This is a genomic window from Ruegeria sp. YKSF57, assembly GCF_059612585.1.
Map to the genome: position 1 here is coordinate 18,449 of NZ_JBXWQW010000006.1, position 19,242 is coordinate 37,690.

Consider the following 19,242-nt stretch of genomic DNA (forward strand, 5'->3'; position numbering starts at 1 on the left):
TCCATAATTGAACTACGTCACCAAGCCCCCGGCGAGATAGCAGCGTGCCGCATCGGTTTTCGGGGTATCAAGTATCTGTTTGGCGACACCATGTTCGACAACACGACCGCCTTGCATCATCACGATATCTGCCGCCAGTCGGCGCGCCTGACCAATATCATGCGTCACCATTACGATTCGCACACCGTGTGCCGAAGCGTCCAAAATCATTCGTTCGATCGCTTGGGTTGCAGCTGGGTCCAGAGCGCTCGTGGGCTCATCAAGCAAAAGGATATCCGGGACCGTCGCGAGCGCCCGCAGAATTGCAAGGCGCTGAGCCTCACCACCCGACAATGAACGAGCCGATTGCCGAGCCTTGGCTAGCAAACCGCCTTCGGTCAGCAACTCTGCAATTCTTTGACGTCGCACATTGCGCGGCAATCTTTGGCGCTTCAAAACAAAGTCCAGATTGGCGGCAACCGAACGGCGCAACAATACAGGTTTCTGAAACACCATCGCTTGCCGCGACTTTTGTTCGCTATTGAGTATAGTTCCGTCCTGTATGACCTTTCCAGCGTCTGGAAAAATCAATCCGTGCAAGCATCGTAGCAACAGGCTTTTGCCTGCACCATTCGGGCCAAGAATGAGCGTCGGGCCCGGACCTTCAAGCAGAAGATGAGGCACGTCCAGCAAAATACGGTCGTTGCGTCTGATGCGCAGGCCTCGCGCCTCGAACCCTCTTATCGCTTCCACGCTGAGATCACGCATGGCGCAATCCCTCCCGTTCCGATCTAAGCGTCAGAGCACTGACAAATGCGTTCACGGCAACGGCGGTAGCGATCAAGATCGTGCCCAAGGCCAAGGCAAGCGAAAGATTGCCCTTTGATGTCTCCAGAGCGATTGTGGTGGTCATTACCCGAGTGACGTGGTTGATGTTGCCGCCTACGATTATGACGGCACCAACTTCGGCAATTGCGCGCCCGAAACCGGCCAACAACGCCGTCGCCAGCGCCAAGCGAGCGTCCCACAGGAGGACCGGGACCGAGGCAAGGCGCGAGACCCCTAGGGAAAGCAGTTGTTCGGCATATTCCTCGGCCAGCGTTTCCACAACCTGACGGGTCAAGGCGGCGACAATGGGTGTCACAAGCACCACTTGCGCGATGATCATCGCCGTTGGTGTATAAAGCAATTGTAGTACACCAAACGGTCCCGAACGCGACAACATCAGATAAACCAGTAGCCCGACAACAACTGGTGGTAGGCCCATTAAGGCATTAATCAGAACGATCACAGCACGTCGTCCGGGAAAACGACCAACGGCCAAAGCCGCCCCCAAAGGCATGCCGATGAGCGCGGAAATCAGCACAGCCATTATTGAGACACGTAATGACAACAGAACAATCGCCCATAGCTCGGCATTGCCCTGAAATATCAGGGTTATGGCCACCTGCAGTTCTGCCGCAAAATTATGCACTATTTTCCGTCACACCAAGATAATGCCTAAATCACCGAGATTTACAAAACAACTTAACGCGGCGACGGTAAATCTCCAGCACCAAAACCGACAAGATACCAAAAAAACGCGGCCCCTCTAGGGGCCGCGTCGGTTGCTTGTATACAATTCGAGCAGGAAGGTGGTCGACTTAATTCAAGGCGCCATCAGTGATCTGATGCGTCCAGGCGCCATCCGGCGCCGCAGTGATCACCGGGTCAGAACCACCAGCGAGCAGAGTACTCACCGTGCGTTCATAGTCGGCAGGATCTAGCGCGCCGTTGGACCCGGCGGTCAGCTTGGCGATTTCACCCATCATACGCTTCTGGTGCTTTTCGGTTTGCGCCCCGGTTTCGTCATTGTCGAGCACGATCAATGCGGCCTCGTCAGGATTCTCTTCGGCGTATTTCCAGCCTTTCATCGAGGCACGCACGAAACGAGTCATCTTGTCGACAAATGCCGAGTCGCCCAAATTTTCCTCAAGGACATAAAGCCCGTCTTCAAGCGTCGCAACGCCCTGATCTTCGTATTTGAACGTCACCAGTTCCTCGGGGCTGACACCAGCATCAATCACTTGCCAGTACTCATTGTAGGTCATCGTGCTGATGCAATCCGCCTGACGCTGCAAGAGCGGATCCACGTTGAAACCTTGTTTGAGTACTTCGACGCCACTGTCACCCTTGCCGCTTGTATCGATGCCCAACTGACTCATCCAGCTCATGAACGGGAACTCGTTGCCAAAGAACCAGACACCTAACGTGCGGTTCTTGAGGTCATCAGGCGAGGCTATGCCCGCATCCTTCCAACAGGTCAACATCATACCGGAGCTTTTGAACGGCTGCGCGATATTGACAAGTGGCAGGCCTTTTTCACGTGCAGCCAGCGCTGCGGGCATCCATTCGACCGTAACATCTGCACCGCCCCCAGCGATCACTTGCGTCGGAGCGATGTCCGGACCACCAGGTAATATGGTGACTTCCAGACCTTCTTCATCGTAAAACCCCTTGTCCTTGGCCACATAATAGCCCGCGAACTGGGCCTGGGTAACCCATTTCAACTGCAACGTAACTTCATCGGCCGCCAAAGCGCCTGAGGCAGCAAAGCCCAGGGATAGGGCCAACCCTGTGATCGTTTTTCTCATGTCTTACTCTCCTTGTTGATTTCAATGTCCTCTTTCAGAGGATCTGCTGTTCCTGTAGTTCATCTTCTGCGCTGCGAAGGATGCCAAAAGGTAACCGTCCGCTCAATCAACACCACGATACTGTAAAAAGCCGTGCCCGCTAGTGCCGCAACCGCGATCTCGGCCCAAACGAGGTCGATGGACAGGCTTCCGACACCCGTTGATATGCGAAATCCCATGCCCCGGGTCGGCGAACCGAAGTACTCTGCTACTATTGCCCCGATCAGGGCCAGAGTGGTGGCGATTTTCAATCCGTTGAACACGAATGGCATTGCGGCTGGCAAGCGAAGCTTTAGCAGGGTTTGCCAATATCCGGCCGCATAGGTGCGCATCAAGTCCCGCTGCATCGCATCGGATTCCCGCAATCCCTGCACTGTGTTGACCAATATTGGAAAAAACACCATCACCACCACGACCGCAGCCTTCGATTGCCAATCGAATCCAAACCAACTGACCAGTATTGGGGCAATCCCCACAATTGGCAAGGCGGCAACGAAATTGCCGATGGGCAACAGACCCCGCGTCAAGAACGACGATCTGTCGATGAGAATCGCGGTTGCCAATGCCGCTGCTCCGCCGATGAGAAATCCGGTCATCGCCCCCTTGAACACAGTTTGCTGGAAATCTTCCCACAATGTGGCCGTAGAGGCAGCAAAGGTCTGTGCGACAGCTGACGGCGCTGGCAGAATGACTGGAGAAACCTGCAGCCCCCTCACAATACCTTCCCACAGAATTAGAAGCGTCATCCCAAACAGGACTGGAACGAATATTCGCGCCGAGCGGGTATCGCGCAATTGAGAACGGGCGAGCCAAGAATTCAGCGCCCAAGCACCGAGCCAGAACAACAGGGCGAACATTAGCCAGTTCATGCTTCCATCCCCATCCGCTTGAGCGCTGCCCGCTGCAACACATCCAAAAGCGTCACGAGGATACCTGCCAAAATTGCTGCAGCGAGCAGCGCCGCCCAGATCGCCAGTGGCGTTCCGAATTGATCCCCGATCAGAATGCGCGCCCCCAACCCCGAGATTGCACCAGTCGGCAGTTCCCCTACAATAGTTCCCACAAGAGAAGCCGCGACACCAATCTTGAGAGAAGTAAACAGATACGGAACAGAACTGGGAAGGCGAAGTTTAATAAATGCGTCTAACCCACCGGCATTATAGGTTTTCAACAGATCCAGCTGTGAATGGGCCGGCGCACGCAGCCCTTTTACCATCCCTACAAGAACCGGAAAATAACACAGGTAGGCCGAAATAATCGCCTTGGGAACTCCTCGCCCTTCAATTCCAAGTTGCGAACTAAGCACGATGATCATCGGTGCCAGCGCCACGATAGGAACTGTCTGACTGATGATCGCCCAAGGCATCAAGCTCATATCCACGACGCGGGAATAGACGATAGCCACCGCGCCCAGAATTCCCAGCGTTGTTCCCAGCAAGAAACCCCAAAGCGTCGATTGCAGCGTGATCCCCGCGTGGTAGATCAGTGAACGTTTGGACATCGCTCGGCCTCGCAAGGCCATCTCACCCGTCGTTTTCCACAATTCGCTGCCCACCTGGGCCGGTGTTGGCAGACGCGGACGTTCCAGATCGTAGCCTACGGCGACCAAATGCCGGTTTTGCGTCATCAACCACCATACGGAGACGCTCTGCCGAGCCAAGGACGTTTCGGGCACAACCTGCTCTCCGCCTCGCTCGGCCTGATCCAGCGCGACGCGGATGTTCATCGGCGCCACGGCGAGATACCAAAGCCCGGCAAGCACAGCCAGCACAGTCAGGATAGGCAAGAAATTTCTCATGCAATACACCCCGCAATATCCAAGGCATCAATCATCATAGGCGTGCCCTGCCCTCAAGCCTTCACGCACGCGGTGTGCAACCTCAAGAAACTCCGGAGTATCGCGAATATCCAGCGGACGCTCTTTGGACAGCGGACTTTCTATCACATCGGTAATCCGCCCCGGACGCGGGCTCATCACCACAATCCGGGAACTCAGATATACTGCCTCCGGAATCGAGTGAGTAACAAAGCCAATCGTCTTTCCAGTCTGGCGCCAAAGTTTGAGCAACTGTTCGTTCAGGTGATCACGGACAATTTCGTCCAGCGCACCAAATGGTTCGTCCATCAACAGAATATCCGCATCAAAGGCCAGAGCCCGCGCAATCGAAGCGCGCTGCTGCATCCCGCCAGAAAGCTGCCAAGGATATTTACCACCGAACCCTTTCAGATCAACCAGTTCCAGAACCCGGTCAGCCCGTTCTTCCTGCTCATCACGAGAATATCCCATGATCTCGAGCGGGAGTTTTATGTTCTTTGCGATGGTGCGCCAAGGATAAAGGCCTGCTGCCTGGAAAACGTAGCCATAGGCCCGGTTGCGCCGCGCTTCGTCCGGTGTCAAGTCATTGACGCTGAGGCTGCCGCCCGTGGGTGTTTCCAATGCCGCAACACATCGCAGAAAAGTGGTCTTCCCGCACCCGGAAGGCCCGATGAAGCTGACAAAATCGCCCTTGTTAATAGTGAGACTCACATCCTTGAGCGCGTGGACCGGCCCGTCATTGGTCTGAAAGGTCAAATCCAGATTCTCGGCCTTGATGACTTCTTCCTTCAATTCTTCCCCCGCACGATCTTCCAAGCATTGATAAGTTCGGACACCAATTGGTCCGTGTGTTCTTCCTGTGTCGAATAGCCGATCACTGAAACCCTAATGATTTCGCGCCCCTGCCACTGCCCATGGGTCGGATATACCCGCCCCGCTGACTGCACGATCCGCAACACCTCGCGCGTTTCAGCGTCGCTGTCGCCACAGCGAATGGCCACCTGGTTTGACACCACGTCGTTCATCACCATCAGCCCAGGTTCGGCAACGATCTTTTCGGCGATCCGGTTGGCGAGCGCACAGTGTCGGGAAACCATTTCCCGAACACCGCTCCGACCAAGATGGCGCAAAATGGCGTAGCTGGGCACACCACGTGCTCTGCGAGAAAGCTCGAAAACAGAATCGGTAGGTTCCCAATGTGCGTTGGTTGCTGGCAAATACGCCCCCCGCGCAGACATCGATGCCACCAGTGGCGCACGGTCGCGAACTATGGCAACACCCGCATCAAAAGGCGCATTCAACCATTTGTGCAGATCAACCGCCCAGCTGTCCGCCAACTCCACCCCCGCAAGGCGCGACGCTAGCCCTGGCACGGCTGCAAGCCACAGGCCAAAAGCTCCGTCCACATGAATCCAAGCATTTCGCCCACGGGCCATCGGGATGACTTCGGCAAAAGGATCGAATGCCCCGGTGTTGATCTGTCCCGCCTGGAGAACAACCAGAACAGGCCCAGTCGCTCGACTCAATGCCTTTTGAAATGCCTCCAGTCTAATCCGTCCTTGACCATCTGTAGCCACCCTCAGAACGCGGGACGCACCAAATCCAGCGTATCTGAGCGCTGCGAATGGCGCCGAATGCGCGTCTTCACCAATCAACACAGAAATCTCGGGTGCTCCGAACAACCCGTCCGCCTCGACGTCCCACCCTTCTTGCGCCAGCAACGCATGCCGTGCAGCCATAATGCCTGTGGTGTTTGCGAGCGTCGCCCCGGTGGCTATACCCACTCCACTTTCAGGCGGAAGGTTTAACAGATCGACCACCCAATCACATACGGCACGCTCCATCCCGGTGATCGACGGTGTCTCGACAGAAGAAGCGACATTCTGTCCCCAAGCGGATACCAACATGTCCGCCGCTACGCCAACAGGGTGAGAGCCACCCAGAACAAAGCCGTAAAAATTGGGTGAGCACATCTGGTTTATCCCCGCATCCGCATCTCGGGCCATATGCGCAACGACCGCTTCGGCGGACAGACCTTCCTCGGTCAGCGGCGTCCGAAACCTGGCGACCGCCTCATCTAGACCCAGCGCTGGAGGTACCTGGCGGTCCGGCACGCCCAGGCGGTAGGAAACCGCCTTTTCGGCGGCCAACCGCATTGCCAGTTCGTGATCGGTGCTGAGCCCTGACACTCGGTTCAAACCCCCGTTGCCGGAATACCTGTTCGCTCTATGGGACGCGGTGCGGTCAGCTCCTTCCAGGTGCTCAGGGCCTTGTTCACCGTCGTATTGGCCTCGCGGGCGACAAACTTGCCATGGCCTTCCTGCGTGCGGATTTCGCCGTCATGCACGGCGACCTGCCCGCGTGTCAGGGTAAAACGCGGTAAGCCTTTCACCGAGTGACCTTCGAATACGTTGTAGTCGATCGAAGATTGTTGCGTAGTGGCCTGAATCGTTTTTGTTTTCGCCGGATCCCATACTACCAAATCCGCATCCGCTCCGACCAGAACAGCACCTTTCTTGGGATAGCAATTCAGGATCTTGGCGATATTGGTCGATGTCACGGCCACGAACTCGTTCGGTGTCAGACGCCCTGTGTTAACCCCATGAGTCCAGAGCATCGGCATCCGATCCTCAAGACCACCCGTGCCGTTCGGGATTTTAGTGAAATCACCAACGCCATAACGTTTCTGCTCGGTCGTAAAGGCACAATGATCAGTGGCCACCACCGAGAGCGATCCCGACTGCAATCCGGCCCAAAGGCTGTCTTGGTGTTTCTTGTCGCGGAACGGTGGCGACATGACACGCCGGGCGGCATGATCCCAATCGGGGTGCGTGTATTCGCCTTCGTCCAAAGTAAGGTGCTGGATCAGCGGTTCACCCCAAACGCGCTTGCCCTGCATCCGTGCCCTTCGGATTGCCTCGTGACTTTCCTCGCAAGATGTATGAACCACATAAAGTGGCACGCCCGCCATGTCGGCGATCATGATGGCGCGGTTGGTGGCTTCGCCTTCCACTTGCGGCGGGCGAGAATAAGCATGCGCTTCGGGTCCGGTATTACCTTCGGCCATCAGTTTGGCCTGCAGTTCGGCCACCACGTCACCGTTCTCGGCATGCACCAGCGCGATCCCCCCCAGTTCGGCCAGACGCTGGAACGAAGCGTACATCTCGTCATCATTCACCATCAACGCGCCTTTATACGCCATGAAATGCTTGAAGGTGTTGATGCCGCGTTGTTCAATTACAGTCTTCATGTCGTTGAAAACCTGTTCGCCCCACCAGGTCACCGCCATGTGAAAGGAATAGTCGCAATTGGCACGGGTCGATTTGTTGTCCCATCGCTTCAGCGCGTCCAACAGGCTCTCGCCCGGATTGGGCAACGCAAAATCAACCACCATCGTGGTGCCACCCGCAAGCCCGGCACGGGTCCCGGATTCAAAATCATCCGAGCTGTAGGTGCCCATGAACGGCATTTCCAGATGAGTATGCGGGTCGATCCCGCCGGGCATCACATAACAGCCAGTTGCGTCCAGCTCGTTATCCCCTTTCAGACCCATCCCGATCCCGGTGATCACGCCACCTTCGACCAATACATCCGCCTTGTATGACAAATCCGCGGTGACAACAGTTCCGTTTTTAATAACAGTACTCATTTTGAACTCCCTGATGCGGTCTGCGCCGCTTGCTTCATCTGGCTAAAAATATCCCGGGGGAGTCGCCCAATGGGCGACGGGGGTAACGCCCCCTATTCCACGATCTCCGCCGTCTCCACGACCGCGTGGAACAGCACATCCGCCCCGGCCGCCGCCCAATCCTTGCTGATCTCCTCGGCCTCGTTGTGGCTCAACCCGTCCACGCAGGGGCACATCACCATCGCCGTCGGCGCCACCCGGTTGATCCAGCAGGCGTCATGGCCGGCGCCCGAGATGATGTTGCGGTGCGAATAGCCCAACCGCTCCGCCGCGTTGCGCACCGCCGCGACGCAACCCTCGTCGAACTCCACCGGGTCGAAGCCGCCCACCTTCTCGAAGGCGATCTTTAGCCCCATTTCGTCGGCGATCTTCTGGCTTTCGATGCGCAATCGCCGCTCCATGTCCTCGATCACCACCAGATCGGGCGAACGGAAATCGACCGTAAACACAACCTTGCCCGGTATCACGTTACGCGAATTTGGATAGACATCGATGTGCCCCGCCGCACCCACGGCGTGTGGCGCGTGGGACCAAGCGATCTCATCAACCTTTTCCAACACCCGCGCCATACCGAGCCCCGCATTCTTGCGCATCGGCATCGGGGTCGAGCCGGTATGGGCATCCTTTCCGGTGATCGTTATTTGCGTCCAACTCAGGCCCTGCCCGTGAGTGACAACGCCAATATCCTTGCCCTCGGCTTCAAGGATTGGACCCTGTTCGATGTGCAACTCAAAGAAAGCATGCATCTTGCGCGCGCCGACCTCTTCCTCACCCCGCCAACCGATCCGGTTCAGTTCATCCCCGAATTTCTTGCCCTCGGCATCTTCACGGTCATAAGCCCAGTCCTGCGTGTGCATTCCAGCAAAGACACCAGACGACAGCATCGCAGGCGCATACCGCGTCCCTTCCTCGTTGGTCCAGTTGGTCGCCACGATGGGATGTCTTGTCTTGATCCCGAGATCATTGAGCGTGCGGATAATTTCCAGCCCCCCCAAAACGCCCAGCACACCGTCATATTTTCCACCGGTCGGCTGCGTATCCAGATGCGATCCCACATAGACCGGCAAAGCGTCCGGATCGGTGCCTTCACGATGCGCAAATATGTTGCCCATCTGGTCAAGACCCATGGTGCATCCGGCCTCTTCACACCATTTCTGGAACAAGGCGCGACCTTCGGCATCGTCGTCGGTCAGAGTTTGCCGGTTATTCCCCCCCGCAACACCGGGACCGATCTTAGCCATCTCCATCAGGCTGTCCCACAACCTGTCGCCATTGATCCTGAGATTCTGCGCCGGAGCTGCCATGTTTTCCCCCTGTGTCTTGCTATTTGGCACGCTTTTGATGTCTTGATTTGACCATCTGGTCAAACTCACGCTATCACGGGGCAGACGTCAGTCAAGGAATAGCAACGTATCGCCAAAAAAATACACGATTTTGGCGTGCTTCGGTAAGAAAGACGGGACAACACAAAAGCGATGCCAGACGACCGCGCGCCAACCCGCATCCAGAAAAAGAACCGCGCTGCGATTCTCGAAGCAGCGCTGGAGGTATTCTCGGCTCATGGATTCCGTGGAGCAACCGTGGATCAGATCGCTGTGGAATCAGGGCTGAGCAAACCAAATCTGCTATATTACTACCGGAGCAAGGATGCGATCTACTCGGCGTTGCTCGAACGACTGCTGGATACCTGGCTCGATCCTTTGCGTGCCATAGATCCCAAAGGCAACCCTCTGGACGAACTGTTGTCGTATATCCAGCGAAAACTGGAGATGAGCCGCGACTATCCGCGTGAAAGCCGCCTGTTCGCAAATGAGATCATCCGTGGCGCGCCGCATATTCATGAAGTTCTATCCACCGACCTGAAAGCATTGGTGGATAAAACTGCGGTCTTGATCCAGCACTGGATAGACAAAGGCCACGTGGCTCAGATCAATCCATACCATCTGATCTTTTCGATTTGGTCTCTGACCCAGCACTATGCGGATTTTGACATCCAGATTCGGGCTGTTTTGGGGGGTGAAGACCCGTTCGACGGCGCTTCAGAATTCGTGGACACGCTTTACCGTCGCCTTTTAACACCTAAATGACATCTAACCTTCAGTCGGCAATTCCTGATCTTCGCCTTCACCGACCGCAAGAAGTGTTGTTTCTGGCGTCATCGCCCGAGCTGTCGGCGAGGGTACAAACGCAGCCTTGCCGTCCGCTTCGACGGCGGGGCGTGTAAGAATGCGAGCTGTCGTGAACAGGATCAGCAGCGCGTGGGACAAAGCCGAAGTTATGAACAGGCCCTGACCGCCCAAATATGACATTCCATAACCCGCAACGGCCGGCCCCGCGATTGAGCCAACACCATAGATCATCAAAAGACCACCGCTTACTTGAATGGCCGTCCCTTCGGGCGCGTGATCATTGGCATGAGCGATGATGATCGGATACATCGCATAGATCGCCGCTCCAAACAGTGCAGAGAGAGCCAAGTTGACTTCAACCGTTTCGGGTCGGATAAGAATGAAGAAGAGGTCGGATACGATTGCAACAGCGGCAACCGTTACCAAAACGATGCGGCGATCCATTCGGTCTGACAGCCAACCAATCGGGATCTGGGAAACAGCGCCCGCCATATATGGCAAGCTCGCAAACAGCGCCATCGATGCGACGGCAAGACCAATCCGGTCGGCATAAACTGCCGCCAAAGTTCCGAATGCGCTGTTGGATATGCCCACGAAAAACACGCCGACCACGGCTACTGGCGAGTTGCGCCACAACGCCCTGAGATCAAGTCTTACACTGACCAGTGGCTTTGGCACCGCGCCAGTGGAAATCGCGGTCGGAACGAGGGCAAGGCAGTAGAAAATCGCTGGCAGAACAAAGAACAGAAACCCGCGCGTGTCGCCCAACGTCAGAACCAGTTGCCCCGCGGTCGAAGCTCCGAGGTTAACCATCGTATAGAGACCAAAAATCCTACCTCGCGAGGACGGGTCGGCCCGTTCGCTGAGCCAGCTCTCAACGATCATCGCGGCTCCGGCGAAACAAAAACCCGATATGGCACGAAGCGGTATCCAGGCGTACGGTGACAGGAAAATCAACGATGCAAGAACTGCGATGGCCGCAAAAGCTGCCATGACGCCGAACGACCTGATGTGACCGACATTGCCGACCAGCGGAGGCGTCATCAAGCATCCAGCAACGTATCCCACAGCCCAACCGGTTCCAAGAAGACCTAAAGAAGCAGCACTGAATCCCTCAGCTGTACCCCGTATGGGAAGAATCAAACCGTTCATGCCGCCGGCGAACAACAGCAATGCCGAACCCAGCAGCAATGCACTTACCGGAAACAGTTGCTTGATCATTAGTGAGCCTTTTCAATGCCAAAGCGGGGCAGCAATGCCACCCCGCTTATCATAGCCTTTCTGTCCAATACCAGCCATGGCGTACGACTTGGCGTTACTCCGCCGCCTTGGCCATCGGGTTATTCGGATGCGTGGTCCAGTTGGCGTATTCTGCCTCGACCACCTTGCCAGTGCGTGGATCGGTTTCACCCGCAGCCATCGGCACCATCGAAATGCACCCTTCGACCGGGCATACATCAACGCAGAGGTTGCAAGCCACACATTCTTCGTCCTTCACCTCGAACACCCGGTCTGACGACATCGAAATAGCTTGGTGGCTGGTATCCTCGCAAGCCGCATAGCAACGACCGCATTTGATGCACTGATTCTGATTGATGCTGGCCTTTGCTACGTAATTCAGGTTCAGAAATTGCCAATCGGTGACGTTGGGGACCGCACGTCCAACGATTTCGGAAACGTTGACATATCCCTTTTCATCCATCCACCGCGACAGGCCAGCCGTCAACTCGTCGATGATTTTGAACCCATAGGTCATAGCAGCGGTGCAAACTTGCACCGTGCCGCAGCCGAGGCTCATGAATTCTGCCGCGTCACGCCACGTTGTCACGCCACCAATGCCCGAAATCGGCAACCCGCGCGTGTCGGAATTTCTCGCGATTTCTGACACCATTGACAATGCAATCGGCTTGACCGCTGGCCCACAATAGCCGCCGTGGCTACCCTTGCCGTCAATCGTCGGTTCCGGGCTGAAAGTGTCCAGATTAACACTGGTGATCGAGTTGATCGTATTGATCAGAGACACCGCGTCTGCACCACCGTTTTTCGCCGCAGTGGCTGGCTTTCGGATATCAGTGATGTTCGGCGTCAGCTTAACGATCACCGGCTTATCATAGTATTGCTTGCACCAGCGAGTGACCATTTCGATATATTCGGGCACCTGTCCAACCGCCGAACCCATGCCGCGTTCGCTCATCCCATGGGGACAGCCGAAATTGAGCTCGATCCCGTCAGCCCCGGTTTCGGTCACCTGCGGGAGGATCGCCTTCCATGCCGCTTCTTCACATGGCACCATGATCGAAGCGATCAACGCCCGATCTGGATAGTCCGCCTTGACTCGCGCCATTTCCTCGAGGTTCACCTCAAGCGGGCGGTCGGTGATCAGTTCGATGTTGTTGAGACCCAGCAAACGCCGGTCAGCCCCATAGATGGCGCCATAGCGAGGACCGTTTACATTGACCACCGGCGGGCCTTCGGCCCCCAGGGTCTTCCAGACGACACCACCCCAACCGGCTTCAAAGGCGCGGCGCACATTGTATTCCTTGTCCGTCGGCGGCGCAGAGGCCAGCCAGTACGGATTTGGGCTGGAAATGCCCAGAAAGTTTGTTGTCAGATCGGCCATGGCTTCTCCCTTCCCGGCTCAGCCGGATTTTTTGAATATCATTTCGGTCGGACGTATGCGCCCGGCCTTGAGGTTTTTGACGTAGTTCTGGAACTTTTCGGGTGCCGTCTCGCCCATCATCAGATGAATGCCCAGAGGTGCCGGGCCGGATTCGGCAATCTTTGCAAAGACGTCCTCGAAGAACTGTATCGCGAATTCGGTGCGATCCGTTTCTGTCACCAGTTCAAGACCCGCGGCGCTTGCCGCAGACTTATAAACACCCGGCGCATCCACGAACGAGGTTTCGGCAACAGTGGACCACGGCAGAGGGAAAGCCAGCGGCTCGTCCACGTCTCCGGCCATCACATCGAACAGGGCAAAAGTACCGCCCTTGGCCAGCGCCCGCGACACTTCAGCGAACAGCCCGGCCTTGTCCTTTATGTTCATGCCCACATGCATCATGACAGCCAGATCGAACCCAGCATCCGGCACCGGCATCTCCAAAGCACTGCCCACATGAAAGCTGGTTTTCGAGGAATGCCCGACCATATCGCTGAGCACCTTGGCGGTTTCAACGAATTCCGGTGTCAGATCGACGCCTGTTACTGTCGAGCCATAGCGATCCACGACATAGCGAGAGGTTCCGCCGATACCGCATCCGACATCCAGAACACGGGTCGCATGGGTCGGCGACAACTGCGCAAACAGGTTGTTGGTCGCCAGAACGCCGCCCGTATGGAACTCGTCCCCTGCTTTCAGGTCTGCGACCGTGGCCGCATCCGGATCGATACCGCTGGCCTCAAGCGCCGCGCGAACGCGGTCAGTCAGTGCTCCGGTGGTGTAGTGTTGCGCTACGGCTTGTTCGATCTGGGACATGGGAATACCTCAGCAGCGAAAGGAATGGGGCGAATACCCCATCCTATCACGAAACCAGCGTCTCGTGGATGTCCATCGCAGCATCCCGGCCTTCAGCAACAGCCGTAACGGTGAGGTCTTCACCGCCCGCCGCGCAATCTCCACCCGCCCAGACACCTGCCACGGAAGTGCGGCCCGCACCGCTGACAGCGATCTTGTTGCCGTCCAGCTTCAGCCCTTCCGGCGCACCTTCCAGCGTTTGACCAATGGCCTTGAACACCTGATCGACAGGCAGGCGCACGGTTTCGCCCGTACCAATCAGTTTGCCACCATCATTGACAGTATACTCCAGTTCTATTTCGGTCGCGGTATCACTTCCGTGAACTGACAACGGTTGTACGTTGAACATCAGCTTGACGCCTTTTGAAGCCGCCAGGTCCTGTTCGAACCGGCTGGCTCCCATTGCTGAGCGATCCCGACGATAGGCGATGGTGACATTCTCCGCCCCCAGCAGTTTGGACTGCACTGCGGCGTCCACCGCGGTCATCCCGCCACCTATGACGACCACATTGCGACCAACAGGCAAAGTAGCCAAGTCGCTGATCTGCCGGAGATCCGCTATGAAATCCACCGCATCAAGTACGCCATCCTTATCCGCGCCTTCGACACGCAATGCGTTAACCCCGGCCAAACCGATAGAGAGAAAAACGGCGTCATAGTTTTCGCGCAAGCCATCTATTGTTATGTCCTTACCCAACACGGACCCTGTTTCGATGGTGATGCCACCGATCTTTAGAAGCCAATCCACCTCGGCTTTGGCAAAGTTGTTTGTGGCTTTATACGCGGCAATGCCGAACTCGTTAAGCCCCCCCGATTTTGCACGTGCCTCGTGGATCACCACATCATGGCCCATCATTGCCAGTCGGTGAGCACAGGCCAACCCTGCCGGACCTGCCCCGACAACAACTACGGTTTTGCCTGTCGGTGCGGCACGGCTGAACGGGTGCGTGCCAGAAGCCATCATGCTGTCTGTGGCATACCGCTGCAAACGTCCAATCTCGACCGGTTTGCCTTCGGCAGCCTCCCGAACGCAAACCTCTTCACACAGCGTTTCAGTAGGACAGACGCGGGCACACATCCCGCCAAGAATATTTTGTTCTAAGATAGTCTTGGCTGCCGCCTCGGGTTGTCCCACCTGAATCTGTCGAATGAACAGCGGGATATCGATATCGGTGGGACAGGCCTTGGTGCACGGCGCATCATAACAGAAATAGCAGCGATCTGCCGCCACCGCGGCCTCGTGAGGCGCATAAGGCGGATGCAGATCCGCGAAATTCGAAATCAGCTCTTCGCTGGAAAGCCGTCCGGCTACAATGCCGGGAGCCATCTGGCCCTTTGCCATCGCTCTACTCCCTGTAGATGTGTTTTCTTGACTACAGCTTGCCACATTTGAAATTTTTATCAATTGGTAAAATTTAGAAATCAGTCAAAAAAAGCGAAATCCGGACCATTCGGCCCGGATCTCATGAAACCTGGAACTGTTCGCGCGGTTTGCCAGTTCACACCATATTCGTCAGATGCCCGGACTTGATCCAGACGCGGGCACCCTCTGGCCCGACAATCGCCCGAAACTCGGCACCCGGCGGCAACCGCAGCCAATCCCACTTGCCGAATTTCTCTTCTGATTCTGTGAACATCCCACGGATCACAAACACTTCCAAACCTCCGGCTACGTCAATGCTGACATCTGCTCCCGGCAACCATGTTTCGACGCGGACGTCTTCGTGGATATCTTTGTAGAGAGCGATGTCACTCTCACCGTTGAGCGAACGATGCACTTCCGTGCGGTCTGCTGGATCAAACTGATGAAGCTTGACCAGAATGGTCGCCCCTTCTTGCGCCGAAGGTGTGTGAGAAGTGGTTGGCGGATTACGAACATAGCTGCCAACTGGGAAATCGCCGCTTTCATCCTGAAATAAGCCTTCGAGTACGAGAAACTCTTCCCCACCATCGTGGGTATGCGCAGCAAAAGAGCTCCCAGGCGCGAAACGGACAATCGTTGTGGCCCGCGCAACCTCTTCTCCAATACGGTCCAGCATCTTCCGCTCGACCCCAACCGCCGGAGATTTTACCCATTCGGTTTCCTCAAAATGCACGGCTGCCCGTTTCGTGAAATCGGCATTGATCCTCATGGGCTTTCTCCTGACCTTTTTTCCATCTTTAGATGGTATCTCAAGCGTAAAGTTCCAACATATTTGAAGAGAGAGCGTAGCAAGGCACCTGTTCCTCCAAAATGGTTTTCACCCAACAAGGCACACTCTATAAGCGCTTGGCAGCCGAAGCCAAAACAGGCAGAGATCTTCAATGACACCGAACACGGGCGCAAGCTTCAATATTGTCATCATCGGGCAAAATAACCGCTTGCAATACGAAGCCGTTCTGTTTGCCGCATCGCTGCGTTTGAGTTCCCCCAATTTCAATGGCCGCCTAATCGTCGCCGCACCGCAAATGGGGTCAGAATGGAACAACGACCCCGGCATACGAAATGAGGACATTTTGAATGCACTGGACTACTTGGAGGTCGAATTCTTACCCTTTGAAAGCCGAGTTTTCGGCGAAAGTTACCCCTATGGCAACAAGATCGAAGCCCTTTTGTCATTACCTGAGGGAGAACCGTTTGTATTCTTTGATACCGACACCCTGATCACCGGCGATCTAACCACGGTCCCGTTCGAGTTTGAACGCCCTTCGGCCTCGTTACGGGTCGAAGGAACCTGGCCCAAACCTACACTTTATGGCCCAGGCTTCGACGACATCTGGCGCGCCTTATATCAACGTTTTGGTCTGGATTTTGAAAGCTCTCTCGATCACAGTCAGCCGGTCGATCATTGGCGGCGTTACTTGTACTTCAACGCAGGCTTTTTTTACTATTCCTGCCCAAGAAAGTTCGGACAGCGGTTTCTCGACTATGCCCGCTCCATTCGAGATGACGATATTCCCGAACTTTTAGGGCAAAGCCTTGATCCATGGCTGGATCAGGTTGCGCTGCCCCTGGTGATCCACTCATTCGGCGGTGGGCGTGACGCGTTGCCGCTGGGACTTCTGGATGGGACCGTCAGTTGCCACTATCGCCTGTTTCCCTTGTTGTATGCCCGTGAGAGTGACCATGCCATCGAAGTCGCCGAAGCGGCCACATCTCATAACAAAATCAAAAAAGCACTAAAACCGTATGAACCAATAAAGAAAATGGTGCTTCAAGGCAAAGGCGCCAAAGTACGAGCGATGTTCGACCAACGCAACCTGCCTGTAAGAGAACAGGTCATTCGCAAACGGATCAAGGACAGTGGCCTATGGCTCCGTTGAGCGCTCCTGATTATCCAGCCTATGACACACCACCGTTCTTTACATAGGGTTCGTTGTGAAACTGCAAGCTATAGCTTACTGATTCCGCCAAGCATGTTCCAAAGGGAGACCAGATGATGTCCAACGGCCCGACTTATGGCTTTGATACGCTGCAAATTCATGCCGGAGCGCGCCCCGATCCGGCAACCGGCGCAAGGCAGACGCCGATTTATCAGACCACGGCCTACGTGTTCCGCGATGCCGATCACGCTGCAGCGCTTTTTAACCTGCAAGAGGTCGGCTTTATCTATTCGCGCCTGACCAATCCGACCGTCGCGGTTCTGCAAGAACGCATCGCAACACTCGAAGGCGGTGTTGGCGCGGTTTGCTGCTCGTCGGGCCATGCGGCACAGATCATGGCCCTGTTTCCGTTGATGGGACCAGGTTGCAACGTTGTCGCATCGACGCGCCTATATGGCGGAACGGTCACTCAATTCAGCCAGACGATAAAACGGTTCGGTTGGTCGGCCAAATTCGTCGATACCGACGACCTTGACGCGGTGAAAAAGGCAATCGACGAAAACACTCGGGCCGTGTTTTGTGAATCCGTTGCCAATCCCGGAGGCTATGTGACTGACATTCGGTCGCTTGCAGATGTCGCTGATGCAGCCGGCGTTCCGCTAATTGTGGACAATACTTCGGCCACCCCGTACCTCTGCCGCCCGATCGAACAAGGTGCAACGCTTGTTGTGCATTCGACCACGAAATACCTTACCGGCAATGGTACGGTAACTGGTGGCTGTATCGTGGATTCCGGGCAGTTTGATTGGTCCGCCAGTGACAAATTTCCCTCGCTCAACGCGCCCGAACCAGCCTATCATGGGCTGAAGTTTCACGAAACATTCGGTCCCCTCGCTTTCACGTTTCACAGCATCGCTATCGGCCTGCGTGATCTGGGCATGACAATGAACCCACAAGCGGCACACTATACATTGATGGGCATCGAAACACTCTCTCTAAGGATGCAGCGCCACGTGGAAAACGCGATGAAGGTGGCGGCATGGCTCGAAACGGATGAGCGTGTGGACTATGTGACCTATGCTGGCCTGCCCTCTTCCCCTTATCATGATCGGGTCAAAAAATATTACCCCAAGGGAGCGGGAGCTTTGTTCACATTTGCAGTCAAGGGCGGATATGAGGCTTGCGTCAAGCTCGTCAACGCGCTCGAGATTTTCAGTCATGTGGCCAACCTCGGAGATGCACGTTCGCTGATCATTCACTCAGCCTCTACAACACACCGCCAGTTGACAGTAGAGCAACAGGAAGCCGCAGGTGCGGGACCAAACGTTGTACGCCTTTCCATCGGCATCGAAGATGCGGACGACCTGATTGCCGATTTGGATCAGGCGCTGGCAAAGGCGTGTGACTGAACGCTACTGGCGATTGTACCATGACGGAGCAGCGCACTAACAAATTTGGACAACCCATCGGAGAGCCGGTCACGACCGGTTTTCCGCGCCCTCTCCCGCCTCATAGTGCAATGCATGGGCAGTTCTGTTCAGTTCTGCCTTTGGACGTAAACGCGCACGGTCCGGAATTATTCCGGGCCTATGCGCAAGACGCGAACGGGCGGAACTGGACCTATCTGCCCTATGGCCCTTTTGACACCCAGGCGAGTTTTCTGGATTGGATGATCAACTCCTGCTCGGGAGCCGATCCTCTTTTTCATACCGTAACCAATGTCGAGGGAATGCCAGTCGGAATAGCCAGTTATCTACGCATCGAACCCAACCACGGAGCAATTGAAGTCGGGCACATCCATTTCTCGCCCCTGCTTCAGCGCCGTCCCGAGTCGACAGAGGCGATGTATCTGATGATGCGCCGGGTTTTCGATGAACTAGGTTATCGCAGATATGAGTGGAAATGTGATGCTTTGAACGGCCCGTCCTGTCGAGCAGCTGAACGTCTTGGGTTCCGGTATGAGGGTACGTTCCGTCAGGCGACGCATTACAAGGGTCGGAACCGGGATACCGCCTGGTTTGCCATTATCGATAAGGACTGGCCGCGCATCCGGCGCACCTTTCAAACCTGGCTTGACCCCGGAAATTTTGATGCCGCGGGCCAACAGAAATCAGCGCTATTGGCCCGCGAGAGTTGAAAGC

General features: G+C 55.8%; 18 protein-coding genes. 4 read left to right on the forward strand and 14 right to left on the reverse strand.

Going from position 1 to position 19,242, the window contains the following annotated elements; all coding sequences use genetic code 11:
- Positions 1-12: 12 nt before the first annotated feature.
- The 9 genes from AC2FLX_RS03635 to AC2FLX_RS03675 form a co-directional block, all read right to left on the reverse strand.
- Positions 13-747, reverse strand: a complete 735-nt coding sequence (locus AC2FLX_RS03635) for an ATP-binding cassette domain-containing protein (protein WP_496810856.1) — start codon at positions 745-747, stop codon at positions 13-15.
- Positions 740-1,453: an ABC transporter permease gene (locus tag AC2FLX_RS03640; protein WP_496810857.1), complete on the reverse strand. Its 714-nt coding sequence runs from the start codon at positions 1,451-1,453 to the stop codon at positions 740-742. The genes AC2FLX_RS03635 and AC2FLX_RS03640 overlap by 8 nt, the downstream gene beginning before the upstream one ends.
- Before the next feature lie 169 nt (positions 1,454-1,622).
- A complete protein-coding gene (locus tag AC2FLX_RS03645) occupies positions 1,623-2,612 on the reverse strand; it encodes an ABC transporter substrate-binding protein (RefSeq protein WP_496810858.1) in 990 nt (329 codons plus the stop codon).
- 59 nt (positions 2,613-2,671) lie between these two features.
- On the reverse strand, positions 2,672-3,520 hold the full coding sequence (locus AC2FLX_RS03650; RefSeq protein WP_496810859.1) for an ABC transporter permease: 849 nt from the start codon (positions 3,518-3,520) through the stop codon (positions 2,672-2,674).
- The gene (locus tag AC2FLX_RS03655) at positions 3,517-4,449 is read right to left on the reverse strand and encodes an ABC transporter permease (protein WP_496810860.1); all 933 of its coding nucleotides are present in this window, start codon (positions 4,447-4,449) and stop codon (positions 3,517-3,519) included. Before AC2FLX_RS03655 ends, AC2FLX_RS03650 begins: the two co-directional genes overlap by 4 nt.
- A 27-nt stretch (positions 4,450-4,476) precedes the next feature.
- The gene (locus AC2FLX_RS03660; protein ID WP_480749896.1) at positions 4,477-5,259 is read right to left on the reverse strand and encodes an ABC transporter ATP-binding protein; all 783 of its coding nucleotides are present in this window, start codon (positions 5,257-5,259) and stop codon (positions 4,477-4,479) included.
- Positions 5,256-6,656 (reverse strand): pyridoxal phosphate-dependent decarboxylase family protein, encoded by a 1,401-nt coding sequence (locus AC2FLX_RS03665; RefSeq protein WP_496810861.1) that lies wholly within the window; start codon positions 6,654-6,656, stop codon positions 5,256-5,258. The genes AC2FLX_RS03660 and AC2FLX_RS03665 overlap by 4 nt, the downstream gene beginning before the upstream one ends.
- Before the next feature lie 5 nt (positions 6,657-6,661).
- Positions 6,662-8,116: a dihydropyrimidinase gene (gene hydA, locus AC2FLX_RS03670; RefSeq protein ID WP_496810862.1), complete on the reverse strand. Its 1,455-nt coding sequence runs from the start codon at positions 8,114-8,116 to the stop codon at positions 6,662-6,664.
- Between the two features lie 92 nt (positions 8,117-8,208).
- The gene (locus tag AC2FLX_RS03675; protein WP_480749893.1) at positions 8,209-9,459 is read right to left on the reverse strand and encodes a Zn-dependent hydrolase; all 1,251 of its coding nucleotides are present in this window, start codon (positions 9,457-9,459) and stop codon (positions 8,209-8,211) included.
- 171 nt (positions 9,460-9,630) lie between these two features.
- Here AC2FLX_RS03675 and AC2FLX_RS03680 point away from each other — a divergent pair, with 171 nt between their 5' ends.
- Positions 9,631-10,242 (forward strand): TetR family transcriptional regulator C-terminal domain-containing protein, encoded by a 612-nt coding sequence (locus AC2FLX_RS03680; protein WP_480749892.1) that lies wholly within the window; start codon positions 9,631-9,633, stop codon positions 10,240-10,242.
- Between the two features lie 3 nt (positions 10,243-10,245).
- Here AC2FLX_RS03680 and AC2FLX_RS03685 read toward each other — a convergent pair whose 3' ends face one another.
- The 5 genes from AC2FLX_RS03685 to AC2FLX_RS03705 form a co-directional block, all read right to left on the reverse strand.
- Entirely contained in the window at positions 10,246-11,505 is a 1,260-nt protein-coding gene (locus AC2FLX_RS03685; RefSeq protein ID WP_480749891.1) for an MFS transporter, read from the reverse strand.
- A 94-nt stretch (positions 11,506-11,599) separates the two neighbouring features.
- The gene (preA, locus tag AC2FLX_RS03690; protein ID WP_480749890.1) at positions 11,600-12,904 is read right to left on the reverse strand and encodes an NAD-dependent dihydropyrimidine dehydrogenase subunit PreA; all 1,305 of its coding nucleotides are present in this window, start codon (positions 12,902-12,904) and stop codon (positions 11,600-11,602) included.
- 18 nt (positions 12,905-12,922) lie between these two features.
- Positions 12,923-13,759: a class I SAM-dependent methyltransferase gene (locus AC2FLX_RS03695; RefSeq protein ID WP_480749889.1), complete on the reverse strand. Its 837-nt coding sequence runs from the start codon at positions 13,757-13,759 to the stop codon at positions 12,923-12,925.
- Between the two features lie 46 nt (positions 13,760-13,805).
- Complete coding sequence (locus AC2FLX_RS03700; RefSeq protein WP_496810863.1) at positions 13,806-15,140, reverse strand: NAD(P)-dependent oxidoreductase; 1,335 nt, start codon at positions 15,138-15,140, stop codon at positions 13,806-13,808.
- A gap of 157 nt (positions 15,141-15,297) precedes the next feature.
- On the reverse strand, positions 15,298-15,930 hold the full coding sequence (locus AC2FLX_RS03705) for a cupin domain-containing protein (RefSeq protein ID WP_496743928.1): 633 nt from the start codon (positions 15,928-15,930) through the stop codon (positions 15,298-15,300).
- A gap of 172 nt (positions 15,931-16,102) precedes the next feature.
- Here AC2FLX_RS03705 and AC2FLX_RS03710 point away from each other — a divergent pair, with 172 nt between their 5' ends.
- The 3 genes from AC2FLX_RS03710 to AC2FLX_RS03720 all read left to right on the forward strand — a co-directional run bounded on the left by AC2FLX_RS03710 (position 16,103) and on the right by AC2FLX_RS03720 (position 19,238).
- Positions 16,103-17,101, forward strand: a complete 999-nt coding sequence (locus tag AC2FLX_RS03710) for a GT-B fold glycosyltransferase domain-containing protein (RefSeq protein WP_496810864.1) — start codon at positions 16,103-16,105, stop codon at positions 17,099-17,101.
- A gap of 116 nt (positions 17,102-17,217) precedes the next feature.
- Positions 17,218-18,510 (forward strand): O-acetylhomoserine aminocarboxypropyltransferase/cysteine synthase family protein, encoded by a 1,293-nt coding sequence (locus tag AC2FLX_RS03715; RefSeq protein WP_496743931.1) that lies wholly within the window; start codon positions 17,218-17,220, stop codon positions 18,508-18,510.
- Between the two features lie 20 nt (positions 18,511-18,530).
- Positions 18,531-19,238, forward strand: a complete 708-nt coding sequence (locus AC2FLX_RS03720) for a GNAT family N-acetyltransferase (protein ID WP_480749884.1) — start codon at positions 18,531-18,533, stop codon at positions 19,236-19,238.
- The last annotated feature ends 4 nt before the right edge of the window (positions 19,239-19,242 follow it).